We start from the raw sequence: 18,209 nt of genomic DNA, 5'->3' as shown, positions 1-18,209 counted from the left end.
TCAATAATGCCCTGTCATGACCGCTAAAAAGTGATGAAAAAATTGCTCATAATGAAGGTCAAAGGCAATACGATGCATTTTCGCACCGTTTTTTTCGTTTTCATAATGCCTTGTTTCAGCAATACTTTGCCCTCGTGCAGGTCCCTCCAGCTTATCAACAACCATTACAGGATAGGACTCGAAGATAAACATTTCAGGATGAATTGTTGCAATAAGTGTTGCGGCATCATGCACAGGACTACCTAATAAGGATGGATCACGCTCCTGATAAAACTTTGTATAGTAGTCCATTAAAGGCTTTAAAATTTTTGTTTTGCCAAAGGAATCAATGTAATTTACCATGCCGGGCGTGACAATCGCCTTTTGCGTTGCATTTAATGGAATAATTGTTACATTATTGGCATATGTCAGCACAATATTGACCGCAAATGGATCGCCATGAAAATTTGCTTCTGCAACAGTTGTCACATTGCCAGGAATCCAAAAAGCACCACCCATAATATAATATTCCTTGATATGCTTCATTAAATCGTTGTACAAAATAAACATAATTGCTAGTGAGGTTAGACGCCCAATATTCACAATGACTAGCTCATCTTTATAGCGCTTAATAATATTGACGATTTCTAAAAAATTTTCGATTTGTATATCATGGTCATCGGTTGGGATAATAGGTCCAAGTCCACGCTCGCCATGAATTTCTGGATAATAGATAGGCTGCTCTCCTGTTAATGGCACCTCTGCCCCTAAAATAACAGGAATATCTTGTGGAAAATCAAATAACTTCATGACATAATAAATATTGGCTACAGCATCATCTCTTGATACATTGCCGTAATCTGCCACTAGCCCTACAATTTCAATCTCTTGATTCAGCCATGCATAGATTAAGGCTACTGTATCATCAATACCAATATCTCCAAATAACAGCACCTTTTTTCCCAATAATATCCTCTCCTTTCCCTTATAGTACGATGAACACTTGTAAGACGATACACTTATATAAAGAAAAAACTCATTTGCCAGTGGTTATGGCAAATGAGTTTTGTTGTTAGCGATACTGCTCAAGGCAGTGATAAATCGCCATCATCTGTTGTTTATTTAACTCTCGAATACGGCTAAAAATAGGAATATTTGCGGCATCCTCTGTATATAAGCCCTCTGCTATTACATCACGCACAGCACCTGTTAGCCATGTCTGAACATCGATACCGTCAATGCTTTCCTGTAGCCCTTCCTCATTCATACCACTTGCCCCACAGCTCACACAAGGAATGGATAATTTCTGAACACCGTCATGCAAGCCGTCCTCTGCAATAACCTTTTTTCCTTTACAGAATGGACAAGGATGACTCGCTTTTACTTTATTTATTTGTGTGACGATTTTTTTATAGCCAAATGCTTCGTATACATATGTGAGCTTTTTATATTTGCCATTGGTGAAATATTGATCGATCATAGCCTCCCTTGTTTCGTAAATATTAGCAAAATCACAGATCGTCACAAGGTTTTTATGGCTAATCGTTTCAATATTATCTTTAATTGTAGCCCAGAATGGTAAGGCATTTTGCAGCACGATTTCATAGCCTACAAAGCTTGCTAGCTCCAATTCGAGCATTTTTAAGGATACCTGTGTTGCTCGCGGCAGCAAGGACACATCTTGCAGCAAGGACATTTCCCCGCCAACAATTGCCTTGAGCCTGTCAAGCACTGGAAGCTTGCCAACGATATTCATCACGTCATCAATTGGTAGCTGAATGATATCACGAATATCTGTATGACCAAACAGCAATTTCCTTTGATGGTTCAGCACAGTGCCATGACAGATTGGGCATGGCATCTTTTCTTTTGAATCTTTAATTTGCTGTTTAATAGCGGATTTGGAGATGACAATATAACGTCCAATAATAAAATTAAAGCCTTCCCACTTTTTCGATGATTTTGTGGCTTTATCATAAAACGGCTTGTCCCAATAGCCATATAAAAATGTATGCTTTTCATCCTCTGTCATATCATTGTAGCTTTTCGTTAAATCTTGACCAAGCTCACGTTTAATTTCCTCAAATAAAAAGGCTAATTTTGCATGCTGATAGTATTGTAGCACTTCCATAATATCAGGATGTAATAAGCCATCCCAAAAGGGTACGTCTTTATTTTGTATAACAATATCCATATCGAATTTTTCAATTTCTAGGCGACCTGAACAGCTCGGACAATGATTTTCTTGACGGAAAAAGTCAAAGCTTCGTGTATCTTTATTTGTTGGATGTGCAGCAACAATATGATTAATTAGCCCGCCCATTTCATACAGGAAGCTATACTGGCTATATAAATGTCTTTCAAGATCAATCGCCACAACAGGCGCAATTTTATTCGATTCATACTCTCCATAAATGAGGCGTGCCATAGATGATAGACTCTTTAAAATACCGCCCTTATAAATATTTTCAGCCATTGACAAGTGTTGATTTTCCACAGCCAGATTCACCCGTAAAGGTCACAAGACGGTTTTTTGGAATTTCGATATGATCAATTTCAATATTGCGGCAATATAAATCGTGAAATTGATAATAGGCTGTAGGAGCTGCCTCATTGCGCTTGCAGTAGATGGGCTGAGGTCTTGGTGATTGTTCAACAATTTTTCCACCGTATTTCCCACTGCCCGGCCCAAAGAATACAGGCTGGTCAGCCATATCCAGCACCGTATCGGAATGGTCAATTAGCCAAATTTGATTTTTAGTGCCTAATTGTTTAATTTGCTGTAAAATTTTTAGCAATGTATTGTGGTCAAGACCAACAGAAATTTCATCCACAATAATGACCGTATCTTCACTTGTTGCCATAAACTCTGCTAGGTAAAGTCTTGTTAATTCCCCACCTGATAATGTCCCCATAATGCGATTCAATGTTAGGTAGCCAATATTCATTTCCATAATATTGCGCAAAATATGCTGTTTCTCTTCGCTAATCTTTAATTCCCCTGCTAGTGCATAAATCGTTTCAACGCTTAATTCATGGATAGCTGAAATGTTGTGAGGCTGACCTTGCAATGTCATCTTGTATTGCTCTACCTCAGGATTGTAGCGCTTCCCTTCACACTTTTTGCATTGTATATTTTTCGTTGTGCCACGTCCTTTACAGGCAGGACACCAGCCAAGCGCATTATTAAAGGAAAAAACCTCTGGCGATAGCTGAAATTCCTCTGCCATGCGCTGACGAATTTCTTTAAAAACACCTGTATGTGTGCCAATTGTTGAACGGGGATTAGTGGAAATAGATGATTTCCCTAAAAATAGCACTAAGGGCATATCCTCCATTTGAATGGCACTAAAATTGGTTTCCATAACCTCTGGAAATAAATATTGATATTCAGCCTTTGGTAATAACGATACAAGACGTTTTTTTGATTCTTCTCCAATAGTTTGACAGAATGTTGTTTTCCCTGAGCCAGATAACCCAGTAATACCGAGCGATTGATTCTCTGGTAATGTCACATCTAGACGGTAAATATTGTTGGCGATTAGTTGGTTAATTTTCATTAGATGGTCCTTTCTGTTTGCAGAGATTTCAATGAAAATGGAAAGAACACAATTCTATAAAAGGAATTGCGTTCTTTATTAGAGGCTATCCCAGCACTTTTTGAAGCTGCTCACCCATTGTTAGCCAAGAATATTTAGCACCTTCAATTGCGCCTTGACGTGCTTTTGTTTCCTCGCTAAAGCCTGATTGGTCAAGACGTAGCTGGGTTGTACCATCTTCATTTTGTGTGAGTGTCCATGTAACGGTTGTTGTTTCACCAGCACTTGCCCAAGTATACGATATTTTATGAGGCTCATCAATTTCCAGCACCTCACAATGGACAATGCCATCCCACCATTCATTTGGCTCTGCGCGGAATTGGAACTTGTGTCCCACGACTGGCTGAAAATCATTGCTCCATATCCATTTTGCGAGCATATCTGAATCTGTTAAGGCATGCCATACTTGCTCGATAGAACTTGTAAATTGATAATCAACTGATACATCTGGTTTCATTTGTTTTCCTCCAATAAACGTTGTAATTGACCCATTCGTTGCTTCCAAAAACTTTCGTAAAATGCGACCCAATCCTGAACCTCCTGTAATGGAGCAGCATGTAAACGATATTTCGTTTCCCTGCCATCCTTTCGTGCAAGGACAAGACCAGCATCCTTTAAAATCGCCAAATGCTTGGATACAGCAGTGCGCCCCATTTGAAAGTGAGCGGTTAATTCATGAAGTGGTAATTCCTCTGCCTCTGCTAATAAACGCAATAATTGACGTCTTGTTGGGTCAGCAATGGCTACATAAACATCACGCTCTTGATTATTATGGCTCACAACCACCACCCTTTCTAATTGGACACTTAACGGTGTCCTGTCAATATAGCAAGAAAAAACGTTATAAAGAAAGTATGCCCCTTCTTTACAACGTTTTAATACTTATAATTGAGAAAACCATTCATCCTCAACAGGCTCTAGCCACTCTGTTTCACCAGGTGTCATCGCTAAATGCACAAACCAGCTATCCTTTGTTGCACCATGCCAATGCTTGATATTTGGCGGAATATTGACAACATCGCCTGTTGTTAAACGCTGGGCTGGCTTTCCTTCCTCTTGATACCAGCCTTCGCCACCTGTTACTAATAACACCTGCCCAGTATGATGAACATGCCAATTATTGCGTGCTCCTGGCGCAAAGGTTACATTGCCAATGGCTGTATTAAGCGGTGCTGCATCCGTAAACACCATTTGTAGATACGCATCTCCAATAAAGTTTGCTTCGACTTTTTGCCCTAATGGAAAAATTGTGCTATTGCGTAAATGTTCATTTGCCATTATCAGTCCCTGCCTTCTTCACAGTATATCTTAACCAAACACTACCATCCTCCTGTGCTTCAACAGCTTTTAAGGAAAATCCTACAGGTATAGCTGTTGATAAGCCCTCTCGTGTTTCAAACAATGAGGGAGCTGTTGCACAACCATCTGCCGTTGGTGCAATGACAATACTGATTTCATCACATAGCCCAGCTTGGATAAATGACCAATTCAACACACCACCACCGCCAAGCATCAGTGTATCCATCATAAATAATGTTTTAAGCTTTTGCATTACAATATCATAATCCAATGTTTCTTTGCCAGCGATAATATAGGAGATATTGTGTGTTCTTAATAGTGCTTTATACGCATTGCTTGCTTTTTCTGTCAACACTTCAATAATATGAGCCTTTGTATCTCGGTATTGTAATATATTGCTTGTCCAGCCCAGCTTGCCAGATGGGTCAATGGATACATAATATTTGTCTAAATCTGTGTCGACAATAAAATCTCCTGCTGGTACGGCTGGCGCAGTGTTATCTAAGTTCGGCGTTTGATAGTGGGTGAAATTATCATCTGTTGTGGTACGTCCAGATAGCCAGCCCTGATGCTTATAAAAAGGCTTTTCCCCAAATGCAATGTTATAAAACACGTTGCTACTTTCTTGCCCCTCAGGTGTATCCATATAGGAGCCGATAATTTTCCCGTCTAATGAAACAAGCATATGACAAAATAAATATGGTCTACTCATGATTCTCTCCTTTTACCCTACCTGTACGGTTGGGCGCACAATAATTTCATTGATACCAACCTCAGCAGGTTGCTCAATAGCAAATGCAATGGTTTTTGCAATATTTGTCGCATCAATCGCTACTTGATAAAATTCATCTAAGCCTGCGCGCATATCAGTATCTGAAGTTGTTGCTAATAATTCGCTGTTAACGGCTCTAGGCGAAATATTGGTAACACGAATATTTGTCCCACTCATCGCTTCTTCCTGACGCAAGCCTTCCGAAATCGCTCGCACGGCATGCTTTGTCGCACAATAAACAGTACCGCCCGGATAAATATGATGACCAACAACAGAAGAAAGGTTTATCACATGCCCTGATTGACGCTCACGCATTGTAGGAAGCACAGCAGCAATCGCATACAACACACCTTTTATATTGACATCAATCATTTGATCCCATTCGACAAGCTTTTGCTTATACAAAAATGCTTGTGGCATAATGCCTGCATTATTAACCAATACATCAATTTGTCCAAACTGCTCAAGTGTTAAAGGCAGCTACTGCCTCCATCTGTATAGGGGATGTCACATCTGCAACCTGATAAACTGCCTGTCCACCCTTTCTTGAATGTCTGCCTGCAATTTTGCAAGACGCTCCTGACGACGTGCAACGAGTACCAGCTTTGCGCCCTTAGCAGCAAGCTCCTTGACAGTTGCCTCCCCAATTCCACTGGACGCGCCTGTCATTATCACAACTTTATCTTTTATCATAGCTTATTCCTCCATTCTATTAATTCACCTTGATGAATTAATACTCAACTGTGTATAATTTAAAAGAAATAGTAGCTATTCGCAATAATCAAATTGCTAGTATTAGAGCAATAGTGCACAAATAATTTGATATTGTGTAGAAAGTATGGTGTTTTCTAGTATGACAAAAATAGATCGCAGAATTATAAAATCTCAAAAAGCCATTAAAAATGCTTTTCTTGCATTAATGGCGGAAAAAGGCTTTGATGCTATTACTATACAAGAAATTTCCGATCGAGCAGATGTCAATAGAAGAACCTTTTATTTACATTATCTTGATAAATATGATTTACTGGATAAATTAACAGATGAGCATATAGAGGAATTACGTAAGCTTTGTACATTAGCTATGGATATGAATTATGTTGAGGCAGAGCTATTATGGTTTGAATACTTTGACCGTCATACATTATTTTTTACAACAATGCTATATATACGGTGAAAGAAAATTAGAGTTTCAAGCACAGCCTATTCACCGTATTTTCAGGTGTTTGATTAATCATTTGGATAAAGCCTTGGACAGCACGTTGAATCTTTCCGACATTTGAGTAAAAGACATTGTGGATCACCGTTGTCTTCATCCATTTCCACAGTCCTTCGATTAAATTTAAATTGGGACTGTACGGCGGAAGGAACAGAAATTCAAAGAAATCTTGATACTTTTCTAAAAATGGTTGAATCAATTTCGCATGGTGTATGCGCGCATTGTCTAATACCATCACGATGCGTTCATTCGGATAACGAGCGATGACTTTTTCTAAAAAACTTAGGAATTCAACAGCGGTATATTGTTCTTCTTGCACGCAAAATACATCGCCCGTTTCGTAATCCAATGTACCAATTAGCTTAACCCCTTGATGTCGGCCATATGTTGGAATGATTTTTTGTTGACCTTTAAGAAACCACGTGTTGGAAATCGCTTGGTAATCACGGATCATTGACTCGTCTTCAAATAAAATACGATCAATTTGACCATGAATTAGTTTTTTTTCGCCTGTTCAAATTTTTCAAGGAAAACTGCTTGTTTGAGGGGGTCTGCTTTTTCCAATGTATACGTTGGTTTCGTATAACTTAAACCAAGACGGTACAATAAATCACGTGTCCCACGTACAGAAAAAGACACACCAAATGTTCGCTCAATCCAATCGCGAAGAAGAGGCGCTGTCCAGTTCATTTCAACGGGAAAACCAGCATCTTTAGGCGTTTGGTTGACAATTGTCGCGACGACTCGTGCTTCTTGTTCAGCCGTTAAATGACGCTTTCGACCAGGTTGTTTTTTACGTCCAAGTCCAGCGATCCCTTTTTCACAATAAGCTTTGCGATAATTGAACAGCGTCGCTAAAGAAAGACCTGTATAGTCGACAATTTTTTCATACGATTCGCCGGAAAGTAACATATAAATCACTTGGTAGCGAACGAACATTTTATGATTGTTTTCTTCTTTCATGACAAGCTTTAATTCTTCTAAAGCAGCAGGAATTTGTTCTTCAGGAATTAGGACAATTTTACGCATCATTTTTCTCCGTTTCATATCTATTAAGAATAGTATACAGGAAAACGAAGAAAAAGAGTGTAAGTCTAAAAGTTAATCACCTTATATATAGATAGTAAAGGCGCACACTATTTTAGAAAAATATTTTTGGCGTTTGTAATAGAGGAATTAACAAAGGATGTGGGGGATAAGCAGGAGATTACACTGCAATTTTTGGGGGCTGCCATTGTTGGCATTGTGGAATGGTGGTTTACCAATGGTAAGCCCTATCCACCACAAGTTATGGCAGAGCAAGTGGGCAATTTATTGGAAACAAATTTATAGCAGCATCAAACAATAACGCCATCTACATGACGTTATTGTTAGCTAATTCCAGCGGTAAAAAAGCATATTCACCATCTTTGTGGATGGGACATTGGCGAATAGTGATGGGCTGTTGAAAAAGTGGTCCATCAAGAACGGTTGTATGGAATTCCCCACCCTCTCCGCAAGGGTCAATCCCACGTGCTTCAAGCTCCTTTATATAATCATGGGTAAGCACACGTCCTAAATCCTCCTCTGTCATACCAAGTGATAAATTAACCGTCACCACCATTGTAACAAAGCCTAAATCAATAAATTCCTGCACAGCAGCACGATGGTCCATGTCCCATAATGGCATGGCAAGCTGTAAACCAGCCTGCTTTGTCACCTTATCATGCCAGCAATCATGAATAGGCATATCTAAGTCCCCTGTCACTAATACCTCTGCCCCTTGCTGCTTGGCATCTGCTAAAAGCTGGATAAATACACGCTCATAATCCGCCCAGCTCGCAGCAGCCGTATAAACAGGCAGTCCAATTGCCTGTGCTTGTGCCTGTATTAGTGCAGGGGGCATACCATGCGATCTGGAACGTTTACCTTCCTCCTCCAGCATCACAATCAAGCCCATTGCTTGCCCGACTTTTTTTGCTTTATATAATGCTAACACACTATCCTTGCCACCACTAAAGGAGGCAATAAATCGCTGACCTTGTGCATTGTTTTTCCAATTGACGGCTTGTGACATAATGATGTTCTCCTTTATGCTTGATAGATATCGCTTGTTTCCTGCTCGAAAAATTGCGTAAGCCTTGGATACTCGCTTAAAGCGATATTGGCTTGCTTTATTATTTTTTGCATAAAAATGGTATATCCAAAAAGCTTATTAATAATTAGTTTACAGTATAATGGCTGCTCGGTGAAGTAGTCTATAAGCTTATTCATCTCCTCAAAATGAAAAGCTAAAATATAATTTACATAATTTTGTAAGAGCATGTCAAAACAATGATTATGGTAAGGCATTGCAGACTGATGGCATAGAAAATCTTCAATAAGCATAAAGAAGACTATGCTATTGCCATGATACATCTGTAAAAAGGCATCGACATCATTAATAAGCTGTATGATGCACTCTATGCCCTGTGCTGCTGGCATTGTCAGCTTATTACGTTTGCCCTCTATTGTTTGCACAAGCGTTAGCGTAAGATTTTTGCAGGCATTTAGATGTGCAGGTGTTATAGCTAGTTGCTCACAATAATAATCATAGTAACAAGCAAAATAATGCGCTACTTGGATATTTGTTTTCGTATGTACAAGCGTATCGCCTTGCAATGCAAAGGAGGCAAGCGTTTCCTCATTTATAAAATTTAATATGTAGATAGTCATTATAAAGCAATTGCAAGTTTATCATAGGCATCCTCATTTCCAGTGAATCTGCCATTATTATAAGGAAAGTTTTACATTTACATAATTTTTATAAACAAGCCGATTTCTCAAAAGGAAATCGGCTTAGGTTCATTAATAGGCTTGGGCAAACCAAACTGTATGCTTGGCTTTATTGCCACAGCCAATACAGATTGCTTTGGTTGTTGGTGGGCTAAATGGAATATTGCGAGAGGTATATTTCGTTTGTTCTTTTACTTGTTCCTCACAGGCATCCTCACCACACCATCCAGCAAGCACCCAGCCTGGAATTGTGCTATTTTCTTTGGCTATGTCGATATGCTGCTGTAATTGTGCAAGTGTATCAATGGTTGTGTGGGCATTGGCTTCGCGGAATTGACGTGCTTTTTCTAGTAAGCGCGTTTGCATTGCTACTAGCTCCTGTTCAATGGCTGGAACAATAGCGGATAGCTCAATTGCTTGTTTCTCCACCTCATCGCGTGCCTTTAGCTGTGCTTGATGATTATCGAGATCACGAGGCCCTAATTCTACACGTAATGGTACGCCTTTGAGCTCCCACTCATTAAATTTAAAGCCCGGTGATTGGTCTGAATCATCAAGACGTACACGAATTCCCTTCGCCTTAAGCGTTGCAAAAATAGTATCGAGCTGCTCCATAATTTGCGGATTCTTTTTCCACGGTCCAACAGGAATTAATATAACCTGTGTTGGTGCAATGCGTGGTGGTAGGACAAGCCCCTGCTCATCACCATGCACCATAATGACAGAGCCAATTAAACGCGTAGAAGTGCCCCAAGAGGTTGTGTGTACATAGTCATGCTTATTTGCTTTTGTTAAATACTTGATATTAAAGGCTTCCGCAAATTTAGTGCCTAAATAATGCGAAGTACCTGCTTGCACAGCCTTACCATTTTTCATCATTGCCTCAATGGAATACGTATCAACAGCTCCTGCAAAGCGCTCGGACGGTGTTTTTTGTCCATCATAGACAGGAATGGCTAATACTTGCTCCACCACCTCTTTATAAATGTCCAGCATTTGCATGGTTTCCTGACGTGCCTCTGCCTCATCTACATGTGCCGTATGCCCCTCCTGCCATAGAAATTCAGATGTACGGATAAACGGCAAGGTTTTCTTTTCCCAGCGAAAGACATTTGCCCATTGATTAAGCAGCACAGGTAGGTCACGATAGCTTTTGATCCAATTCGAGTAAAGATGGCCAATCATTGTTTCAGAGGTTGGTCGAAGTGCTAGACGTTCCTCTAATGGTTCTCCTGCTGCCTCCGTCACCCATGGCAGCTCAGGTGAGAACCCTTCGATATGATCCTTTTCCTTTTGGAAGAAGGATTCAGGGATAAGCATTGGGAAATAGGCATTGCGATGTCCAGTTTCTTTAAAGCGACGATCCATTTCCTCCTGAATATGCTCCCAAATTTCATAGCCATCTGGCTTAAAGGCAATACAGCCACGAACAGGCGTATAATCCATTAAATCTGCCTTTTGAATGGTTTCAATATACCATTTCGAAAAATCCTCTAGCTGCTTTGACATATGCATTCCTCCCTAACAGTAAAATCAAAAAAAGCACAAAGCTGTCCTTGTTAAAAGGACGTCCTTGTGCTAGATAGACGTGGTACCACCTTGATTTAGCTTTAAGCAAAACTTAAAGCCCTCTCACGTTTGATAACGAAAACGACTCGGTTATGTTTGCATAACATCTCCGTGGTAGGTGTTCAGCGAAGAAGCGGTGATATAGCTTTCAGCAATTGCTATATTTTCTGTTTCACAATTCTTCCTTACTTGGCCACATCATCAATTATATTTGATCTAACTTTAGCAAAACAGCTCTCCGATAGCAATTAAAAACTAGATTGTTTAATTAAATTGGTAAAATCCTCTACAGATAACGGCTTGCTGAAATAATAGCCTTGTACATACTCACAGCCATGCTCACGTAACACCTTTAATTCTGCCTCCTCCTCAACACCTTCAGCAACAACTTGCAAGTTTAAGGCATGGGCTAGGGAAATCATCGCTGAAATCATGGCAATTCCTGATTTTTCAGGCACTATATCCCGTACAAAGGCACGGTCGATTTTCAGTACGTCGACAGGGAATTTTTTTAAATAATTTAAGGAGGAATAGCCTGTGCCAAAATCATCTAATGAAATCGTAATACCGAGTGCTCGTAATTGCCTAATGGTATCAATAAGCTCCTCTGTATAATCAAGCATGCTCATCTCTGTAATTTCAATTTCCAATAAATGCGGGTCAAACCCTGTTTCTGCAACAATTTCACGCACCATATTCACAAAGCCCGGTGTACTAATATGAATCGGTGAAATATTAACAGCAACACGTAAGCTTAAGCTATATTCCTGATTCCAAAGACGCGCTTGCGCACATGCCTTGCGTAGCACCCATATACCAATATCATTAATAAGTCCGCATTCCTCTGCAAATGGAATAAAGCGATCTGGTGGGACATGACCTAATTCTGCATCATGCCAGCGCAGCAATGCCTCCATCCCAACAACTGTATCTGTTTTTAAATCAATTTTAGGCTGGTAATGCAGCGCTAAGGCATCATTTTTTAAAGCCTGATGTAATTTTGTTTCTAATAAAAGCCATTTATCGTTCGCTTCATCCATATTATCGCGGTATAAGCGATATTGGTTGCCGCGTGTAGATTTTGCGGCATACATCGCAATATCAGCGTTCTTTAATAATTCCTCGATGGAGCCTGCATGATCAGGGAATATACTAATTCCGATACTAATGCTTGCATAAAACTCATAGTTATCAATGATAAAGCTTTCATTAAATGCATTAATAATTTCCTTTGCCATTTCATCAATACGATTGACATCATTTAAAATCATTACAAATTCATCACTATTATGGCGATAGAATGACTTCGATGTGTAATCAATATTGCGCAGACGATTTGCCATCTCTACTAAAAACATATCGCCAATAATATGACCAAGCCCGTCGTTAATGTGTTTGAAACGATTCACATCAATGAAAAACAACGCAAACCTCTCTCCTGTACGTCGAGATTGATGGAATTCATTTTCTAAACGCTGTTCTAATTTACGACGATTTGGTAGTCCTGTTAACTCATCGTGATAGGCAATATGCGTAATTTTTTTTATATCCTTTTGTGCTGTAATATCTACACGTATCGCAATATATTGATACGGCTTCCCTTTTTCATCAAGAAATGGGAAAATAGTTGTTTTTACCCAATAAAGGCTCCCGTCTTTTGCACGATTACACACCTCGCCATTCCACATATCGCCTCTCCCGATAGTTCTCCACATCTCTTTAAAGAAAGATTTAGGATGATAGCCCGAGTTCAGTAAACGGTGATCCTGCCCTAATAATTCTTCACGTGAATATTTTGAAATTTTACAAAAATGGTCATTCACAAATGTAATTTTTCCTGTACGATCTGTAATAGCTACAATAATGGAACTATTCATGGCAGAAAAGATATCCTGTAATTCTTTTAGACTATAATTGTGTTGATTCATACTACTAGGCGTGATATTCATCATTTTCATTCTCCGTTCATTAAAATATGAAGGGTTTGGTACTTTTGCTTTATCTTACAGCGAGGTATAAAGTTGTGGTATAGCGCCCCTTTTTTATGTAACTATATTATAGTCTTAGAAAAGCAGTTAATTCAACCCAAATATCAAAAACATTCAACGTTATTTTTTCTGTATTTTTACAAAAAATATAGAAAATAGTTGCTTGAAATCCTATAAATTTATGATAATTAAATTACTTTTATACTATAACAGCTAATTGCTTTTGTATGAGAAACAGTAAAAAAATGCCTTACTATACGCAATAAGCAGTAAGACATTTTATAGGCTAAGAAACCTCATATTCAATTGAGCCTCCTGATACTTTGGCATAATGGTTATAGGCATCCAACTGCTCCTGCGATAAATTTAAAATATAGTAGTGAAAATTAATTGGCTCTAAGCCATGTTTTTCACAAGCTTGTCGATAATATTCATAGCCTTCTCGATAATCTGTCATCATCATAACTTCCTTTCAGTTGTGCATGTCTATAAAATTGCAGAAGCCCAGTCCATGTTATGCTATATGGCTGGGCTTTTATAAAATATTCACATCGGCTTCCGTCATAATCACGTCCTTTTAAATCCCTAATTGTTTTGCTTGCATATTATAGGCAGATAGTTGTTGCTGCGATAGCTGTAATACATAATAGCGGAAAGAAATTGGCTCTAATCCATAACGCTCACACATTTCACAATAAAACTCATAACCATCACGATACTTTGACATATAAATTCCTCCTTGGATAAATCTGTTTTATAACAGTTGTTATTATTTTTATTTAATATATAACAGATTGTTTTATCCGTCAAGTATTCTTTTTAAAAAAATAACAGGGAATTTAGCCCTTTGCGATAGCGCTAAATTCCCTGCTGTTTAATTCACATCAATTTTCACGGCATCTAATTCAACTGGTATATTTGCATGGAGTGCATTGAAATTGACCCTTAAAACATAGTTATCTGTACTAAAATTATGCACTGTCCCAATATTAAATGTACTGCTAAAGCGTAAGTTATCTTTATCTATTGCTTTCGTTGTATGTTTAATCGACTTCTTGTACACTTCTTTTTCAGATTCTTCAACAAGTTCGATATTGTTTCGAGCAAAGTTTTCAAACAGTATAAAATCTTTATGTTCACTATTGAAGTAGAAATCAATCGTCAATTGCTTGTCCTTTAATGTTATCTTTTCTACTGTTACACCTAGCTTTTGCCGAGCAGAGTCAATATGAATTGGCGTTGGTTGTTCCAATGTGGTAAACTGATCCTTTTCATAGACAGCTACTTTTGGAGAGATTGTTAAATGGCTTGTTGTTTCTGCTAGTGGCTGTGATATGATCGTTCTTCCTTTAATGGTTATAGAATGCTGATCCTTAGACGTTTCTAAATCAATACCATCTGCCAATAATGGTAGCTGCTTTCCTTTATCATCAAAAATTTCTAACCTTACTTGGTCATGCTTTCCTTCACGGGGAAAAGTAGCCGTATAGTTAATTGCGGTTGATGCTTGTCCTTGCATAATGGTATCAAACAGCACGCTTATACCTGCATCTATGGCGCTGCTTTTTTGCTGAAGCTGAATGGTTGTATAAGGCAATTGCTGAATCGGCACATCAAACTTCCAAACACCTTCTTTTGTGCCGATACGCTTAAATTCAAGCGGAAAAGTCGTGTTAGATGGCAGCTCCGTTTTTGGATAATATAATTGGATATGACCTGCATATCCATCCTCTGTAGGGTCTAAATAGACGAGTTCTTTACTATCTGCTATCTCTTTCTTCCCATCAAATAGTTCATAGAAGCCTAGCAATCTACCATCAGCTTCTGTTTGAACATCACCAGTTATATAAAAAGTAGCGCCAATCACTGCACCATCATAATAGGTACTTTTGATCGTAATATCAATGCCTTGATTGCTGGCTGTTTCATTTAACTGGGTGATTAATTGCTGTGATGCTAAATTTCTACCGATGAAATCATTCATATTTTCATATACCTTACCGATAAAAGGTACTTCAGCCATTACGTATGATATAGACGGAGAGATAAAGCTTGCTGTTATAAAAAGTAATGCTGATGCTAATAGTAAATAAGGTTTTAAACGTTTTTTACGATTTTTTATACTTCTTGTAGCCGTTGCTCGGTTAATACCAATCTGTATAGCCTGTAAAACCTCATCCTGCGGTACTTCAATCTTTTCATATTCTACTTGAAACGGTTTCTTCTCCATTGTAACCATTCCCCCTTAGTAGTTTTTTTAACTGTCCCTTGCCGCGATAAAGATATGTTTTCACTGTATTTTCAGGGATATTCATTATTTTGGCTACTTCACTAATCGGCAAATCATGAAAATAAAATAGAATAATAGCATCTCGATAAGGAGCTTTTAATTGGTGGATCATCTTCACTAAATCTAAGCGGCTCTCTCTTTTTTCTAATTTCTCAGATGAAGGCTCTATTATTTTTTCAATGGGTATTTCTCGTTTCTTCTTTTTTATGACATCAAAAGCACAATGCATTAAAATTTTTGTGAGCCATGTTAAGAAAAATTCCTCATTTCTTAACTGACCTATTGCTAAAAGCCCCTTATAAGCGACTTCTTGTACAATATCTAATGCATCTTCGCGATTTCCTACATATAAAAAGGCAGTACGATACAATTGATTGCTATGTATAACGAGAAGCTTTTCAAATGCTTCTTTATTGCCCTTTACTGCCTTTTTTACTAGTTTTCTTTCGTTCATGCCTCAACCTCCTTTCGTTCATTAGAGATGGTACTCCGCCAAAAAGTTTCAATTTTTTTATTAGGAAAGAATTTTAGGGTCATAGGCTAAAAATCAAGCCTATGACCCCGTTTTTCTTCTTATTTTTTATGAACAATATTAAATGGATTGTTGTTGAGTACCTGTTGAAGCTGTTCATCCTCGATATGGGTGTAGATTTGGGTTGTTGCGACACTGGAATGCCCTAAAATATGCTGTAGGCTTCGAATATCAGCGCCTGCCTTGTACATCATTGTGGCGGATGTATGGCGCAGCTTATGCGGTGTTAGTCGTTCCTTTTGTAAGCCTGATTGCTGATTAATGCGTTTCACAATTCTGGCAACGGTTTGGCGCGTAAGTCGTGTGCCCTTTTGTGATACAAAAAGCGGCTCCTCGCCCTCTCCCTTATAGGGTGTTTTACCACTGTTTTCATAGTTCTCTAATGCCTGTATACAGCTATCATTCAAATAAACAGTGCGCTCCTTATTGCCCTTTCCAACGATCGTTAAATAGCGCCCTTGAATGGAGGATTTATTGAGCTGGCAAAGCTCTGTAACACGGATTCCTAAATTCAAGAAAAACATCATAATACAGTAATTGCGTGGAGATGCCTGTAGACCATCCATAAATAGCGTCGCTTCCTGCATATTTAGATAGATGGGTCTTTTGCGTCCAATTTTCGGTGTTTCTAGTTCATCTGCTGGATTTTCCTCAATTAGCCGACGCTTCCCCTTTATGTATTTAAAGAAGGATTTTAAGGTTGCGACTTTACGCGCTCTTGCCGCAGCCGAATTGCCACGCTGTACCTCACAATATTCCATAAATAAGTATAAATCCTCTAATGTAATCTCACGAATATCATCAATGGAAATGCTAACAATATCAATGGCTGCTAAATTATCAGTAGCTACATCCTCCTGCACAGCCTTGTGGAAGCGGAAAAATAATAGTAAATCATATTCATATTCCTTTCTTGTGCGCTGGGATTTGCCTTTAATTGTCGTTAAATAAACAAGAAAATCCTTTATGATTTTTGGTAGTTTTGTTTTTTGCATCAAATCACCTCTAATTGCTCTCTATTTTACCACAAAAAACGTTCCCAAATTGTATATCAAAGTAATCATTATTTATTAGTGATATACTTTTATGAATGTAATCACCGCTAAAGAAACTCGTTAACAGATATGTTTATTCATAAAGTACTTAAGAAAAAAGTTTATAGTAGAATATATAAAAGTCTATGGAGGGATTGCTATGGAATTGAAGATATGTCCACAGTGTAATCATAAGGATATTCGTAAAGGTATTATTCGAGCAGCTCATGCTCCACTTTATATGTTTCCTGAAGAAGCAATGAAAAAAAGTGCACCACTGAATTCGCATTTAAGAAAGAATTCTAAAATAAGTGCATATTATTGTCAGGATTGTGGTTATATTTTAGGGATGTTTGTAGATGAACCTCATAAACTTAGCTAAAGCGAAAAGCTCCATTTTGATTAAATCTTTTTCAAAATGGAGCTTTTGCATTTTCTTTACCATAAAAACGTTCCCAAATATAAATTTGGGAACTTTATTAGGAAAAATGCTCTTTTTAGAGGTTTAGAACATATGTTCTTTCAACAATATAAAAAATCCCCTGCTTATCAAGGGGATTTTTGTAATAGTAGGTATAAAATTCATTGTTTTTGAATATTAACTTAGTAGACACCTTTTTGCGCTGTGAAACGATTCGAAAAAGCAGAAGATGGATAACTACCTATGTCGATTCTTCTCACAACGCATGTTACATTATTTTACAAATATAGCATATGTATTGTCTGCTTCCTTTGTAAGTGACCAATTGCTGGATAGCATTTGCTGAAGCTTGTCAATTGTTTCGCCAGTACATGTTAAATGCTGGATACCAGTTTCAAGTAATTCGTAATCTTTGCCTGCCTCTAATTGAAAGCGGAGTTGCAATAAACGTTGGATGCCTGGTAATGTTACATATTTAATTTGATAATGGCCATGTAACGCATCCAAGAACTGTTGTTCCCCTTGCTGATAAAGTGCCATTGTTTCTTGAAATTCATAGTTTGGCACATGTTGCTGCCAAGCTGATACATCTCCTGCTCGTAAAGCTTGTAAAATTTCCTCATCTGATAAATGTAATTTAGATAGCTTATCTAATTCATAGGCTTGCATTAAATTAATCAGTGTCATAATTATTAGCTCCTTTTATCTACTTATTCACAGTGTAACATGTTTTCACCACTACTTAAATTCGGAGGC

Annotated in this window: 18 protein-coding genes, 3 pseudogenes and 1 other annotated feature; of the genes and pseudogenes, 3 read left to right on the top strand and 18 right to left on the bottom strand. The window is 38.2% G+C overall.

Features of this window, described 5'->3' with window-relative positions; translation table 11 throughout:
- The 7 genes and pseudogenes from MHB42_RS10025 to MHB42_RS09995 form a co-directional block, all read right to left on the bottom strand.
- Entirely contained in the window at window positions 1-945 is a 945-nt protein-coding gene (locus MHB42_RS10025; protein ID WP_340805877.1) for a nucleoside hydrolase, read from the bottom strand.
- Between the two features lie 106 nt (window positions 946-1,051).
- Window positions 1,052-3,539: pseudogene (locus tag MHB42_RS10020) on the bottom strand (hypothetical protein).
- Window positions 3,540-3,624: 85 nt separating this feature from the next.
- Window positions 3,625-4,035, bottom strand: a complete 411-nt coding sequence (locus MHB42_RS10015; protein ID WP_340805874.1) for an SRPBCC family protein — start codon at window positions 4,033-4,035, stop codon at window positions 3,625-3,627.
- Window positions 4,032-4,358, bottom strand: a complete 327-nt coding sequence (locus MHB42_RS10010) for an ArsR/SmtB family transcription factor (RefSeq protein ID WP_340805872.1) — start codon at window positions 4,356-4,358, stop codon at window positions 4,032-4,034. Before MHB42_RS10010 ends, MHB42_RS10015 begins: the two co-directional genes overlap by 4 nt.
- A gap of 102 nt (window positions 4,359-4,460) precedes the next feature.
- Window positions 4,461-4,856, bottom strand: coding sequence for a cupin domain-containing protein (locus MHB42_RS10005; RefSeq protein ID WP_340805870.1), 396 nt, complete (start codon window positions 4,854-4,856; stop codon window positions 4,461-4,463).
- Window positions 4,846-5,589 (bottom strand): RibD family protein, encoded by a 744-nt coding sequence (locus tag MHB42_RS10000; RefSeq protein WP_340805868.1) that lies wholly within the window; start codon window positions 5,587-5,589, stop codon window positions 4,846-4,848. The genes MHB42_RS10005 and MHB42_RS10000 overlap by 11 nt, the downstream gene beginning before the upstream one ends.
- Before the next feature lie 12 nt (window positions 5,590-5,601).
- A pseudogene (locus tag MHB42_RS09995) lies at window positions 5,602-6,318 on the bottom strand (SDR family oxidoreductase).
- Between the two features lie 184 nt (window positions 6,319-6,502).
- Between MHB42_RS09995 and MHB42_RS09990 the strand changes: the two are divergent.
- Window positions 6,503-6,811 (top strand): annotated as a pseudogene (locus MHB42_RS09990) (TetR/AcrR family transcriptional regulator); the annotation flags it as partial.
- Between the two features lie 19 nt (window positions 6,812-6,830).
- On the opposite strand, the gene MHB42_RS09985 reads toward MHB42_RS09990, so the two are convergent.
- Window positions 6,831-7,894, bottom strand: a protein-coding gene (locus tag MHB42_RS09985; protein ID WP_340808510.1) for an IS630 family transposase whose coding sequence is annotated in 2 segments (ribosomal slippage) — window positions 6,831-7,370 and window positions 7,373-7,894 — 1,062 coding nt in all. Because the reading frame shifts where the segments join, the coding sequence is not laid out codon by codon here.
- A gap of 126 nt (window positions 7,895-8,020) precedes the next feature.
- Here MHB42_RS09985 and MHB42_RS09980 point away from each other — a divergent pair.
- Window positions 8,021-8,197 carry a TetR-like C-terminal domain-containing protein gene (locus MHB42_RS09980; RefSeq protein ID WP_445299977.1) on the top strand — a complete coding sequence of 59 codons (177 nt, stop codon included), beginning with the start codon at window positions 8,021-8,023 and terminating at the stop codon, window positions 8,195-8,197.
- 22 nt (window positions 8,198-8,219) lie between these two features.
- Here MHB42_RS09980 and MHB42_RS09975 read toward each other — a convergent pair whose 3' ends face one another.
- The 9 genes from MHB42_RS09975 to MHB42_RS09935 form a co-directional block, all read right to left on the bottom strand.
- The gene (locus MHB42_RS09975) at window positions 8,220-8,921 is read right to left on the bottom strand and encodes a Dph6-related ATP pyrophosphatase (protein WP_340805866.1); all 702 of its coding nucleotides are present in this window, start codon (window positions 8,919-8,921) and stop codon (window positions 8,220-8,222) included.
- A gap of 14 nt (window positions 8,922-8,935) precedes the next feature.
- Window positions 8,936-9,559 (bottom strand): hypothetical protein, encoded by a 624-nt coding sequence (locus MHB42_RS09970; protein ID WP_340805864.1) that lies wholly within the window; start codon window positions 9,557-9,559, stop codon window positions 8,936-8,938.
- 132 nt (window positions 9,560-9,691) lie between these two features.
- The gene (gene proS, locus MHB42_RS09965) at window positions 9,692-11,128 is read right to left on the bottom strand and encodes a proline--tRNA ligase (protein ID WP_340805862.1); all 1,437 of its coding nucleotides are present in this window, start codon (window positions 11,126-11,128) and stop codon (window positions 9,692-9,694) included.
- A 51-nt stretch (window positions 11,129-11,179) separates the two neighbouring features.
- Window positions 11,180-11,399 (bottom strand) — a binding site (T-box leader).
- A gap of 37 nt (window positions 11,400-11,436) precedes the next feature.
- The gene (locus tag MHB42_RS09960; RefSeq protein ID WP_340805860.1) at window positions 11,437-13,116 is read right to left on the bottom strand and encodes a putative bifunctional diguanylate cyclase/phosphodiesterase; all 1,680 of its coding nucleotides are present in this window, start codon (window positions 13,114-13,116) and stop codon (window positions 11,437-11,439) included.
- A gap of 346 nt (window positions 13,117-13,462) precedes the next feature.
- Window positions 13,463-13,633 (bottom strand): transcriptional regulator, encoded by a 171-nt coding sequence (locus MHB42_RS09955; protein ID WP_340805859.1) that lies wholly within the window; start codon window positions 13,631-13,633, stop codon window positions 13,463-13,465.
- A gap of 120 nt (window positions 13,634-13,753) precedes the next feature.
- Window positions 13,754-13,903 carry a hypothetical protein gene (locus MHB42_RS09950; RefSeq protein ID WP_004230023.1) on the bottom strand — a complete coding sequence of 50 codons (150 nt, stop codon included), beginning with the start codon at window positions 13,901-13,903 and terminating at the stop codon, window positions 13,754-13,756.
- A 147-nt stretch (window positions 13,904-14,050) separates the two neighbouring features.
- A complete protein-coding gene (locus tag MHB42_RS09945; protein ID WP_340805848.1) occupies window positions 14,051-15,406 on the bottom strand; it encodes a DUF4179 domain-containing protein in 1,356 nt (451 codons plus the stop codon).
- The gene (locus MHB42_RS09940; protein ID WP_340805846.1) at window positions 15,375-15,920 is read right to left on the bottom strand and encodes a sigma-70 family RNA polymerase sigma factor; all 546 of its coding nucleotides are present in this window, start codon (window positions 15,918-15,920) and stop codon (window positions 15,375-15,377) included. The genes MHB42_RS09945 and MHB42_RS09940 overlap by 32 nt, the downstream gene beginning before the upstream one ends.
- A 119-nt stretch (window positions 15,921-16,039) precedes the next feature.
- A complete protein-coding gene (locus MHB42_RS09935; RefSeq protein ID WP_340805844.1) occupies window positions 16,040-16,993 on the bottom strand; it encodes a tyrosine recombinase XerC in 954 nt (317 codons plus the stop codon).
- A gap of 199 nt (window positions 16,994-17,192) precedes the next feature.
- Between MHB42_RS09935 and MHB42_RS09930 the strand changes: the two genes are divergently transcribed.
- On the top strand, window positions 17,193-17,414 hold the full coding sequence (locus tag MHB42_RS09930; protein ID WP_340805842.1) for a PF20097 family protein: 222 nt from the start codon (window positions 17,193-17,195) through the stop codon (window positions 17,412-17,414).
- 312 nt (window positions 17,415-17,726) lie between these two features.
- Here the strand turns inward: MHB42_RS09930 and MHB42_RS09925 are convergent, their stop codons facing one another.
- Window positions 17,727-18,140 (bottom strand): hypothetical protein, encoded by a 414-nt coding sequence (locus tag MHB42_RS09925; protein WP_340805841.1) that lies wholly within the window; start codon window positions 18,138-18,140, stop codon window positions 17,727-17,729.
- Window positions 18,141-18,209 lie beyond the last annotated feature (69 nt).

This window comes from Lysinibacillus sp. FSL K6-0232 (genome assembly GCF_038008325.1).
GTDB lineage: Bacteria > Bacillota > Bacilli > Bacillales_A > Planococcaceae > Lysinibacillus.
Note: the sequence above shows the minus strand (reverse complement) of the source record. Positions and strands in the feature narration are given on the sequence as shown.